Source organism: Neisseria sp. P0021.S007 (genome assembly GCF_051956855.1).
In genome coordinates, this window is the sequence record NZ_JBQCXA010000639.1 from 1 (window position 1) to 645 (window position 645).

A 645-nucleotide genomic window follows, 5' to 3' on the forward strand; every position below is an offset into this window, starting at 1 on the left:
AACGTTGCGTTCCGGTTGGTTTTTAGTGCGTAAAGGCGTTATTTTAAAGGGCTATCCGCTTCTGCGCTATGCTTTTATTGTAAAGGAATTTTAACAAAGGCAATGAAGGCCGTCTGAAATGCCGTTAATCAACTTTCAGACGGCCTTTAATCGAAGTCTGCCTGCTTACTCAGTACAGGATATGGCAATTTCCGCCACATCGTCCGCACTGTGCGGCAACGCCAGCGTACGGGCATTTTTCGCCCATTTCAGGCATTTTTCACGGTTCAAACCGCCGAGGATTTCGGCCAATTTTTCTGCCGTCAGTTGAGTTTGCGGCAGCAGCAAACCAGCTTCGGCCTGCACCATAAAACGCGCATTGGCTGTTTGATGGTCGTCCACTGCATGCGGATACGGCACCAGCAACGCACCCAAACCGGCAGCCGTCAGTTCGGCAATCGTCAGCGCGCCGGCACGACAAATCACCAAATCGGCATCTCGGTAGGCAGACACCATATCGGTAATAAATTCGACGCACTCGGCTTGCACACCCAACGCATCGTAATCCGCCTGCAAGTTACCCAATTTATTGCGGCCGGACTGATGATACATTTGCGGACGGGCAGCCCCAGGCAAAAATGCCAAAGCCTGCGGAACGGTTTTGTT

The 645-nt window shown here is 51.6% G+C and carries 1 protein-coding gene; it reads right to left on the bottom strand.

Going from position 1 to position 645, the window contains the following annotated elements:
* Positions 1-165: 165 nt before the first annotated feature.
* Positions 166-645, bottom strand: a 480-nt coding sequence (locus ACTHUR_RS15105) for a UDP-N-acetylglucosamine--N-acetylmuramyl-(pentapeptide) pyrophosphoryl-undecaprenol N-acetylglucosamine transferase (RefSeq protein WP_440399433.1), incomplete at its 5' end; no start/stop codon positions are given.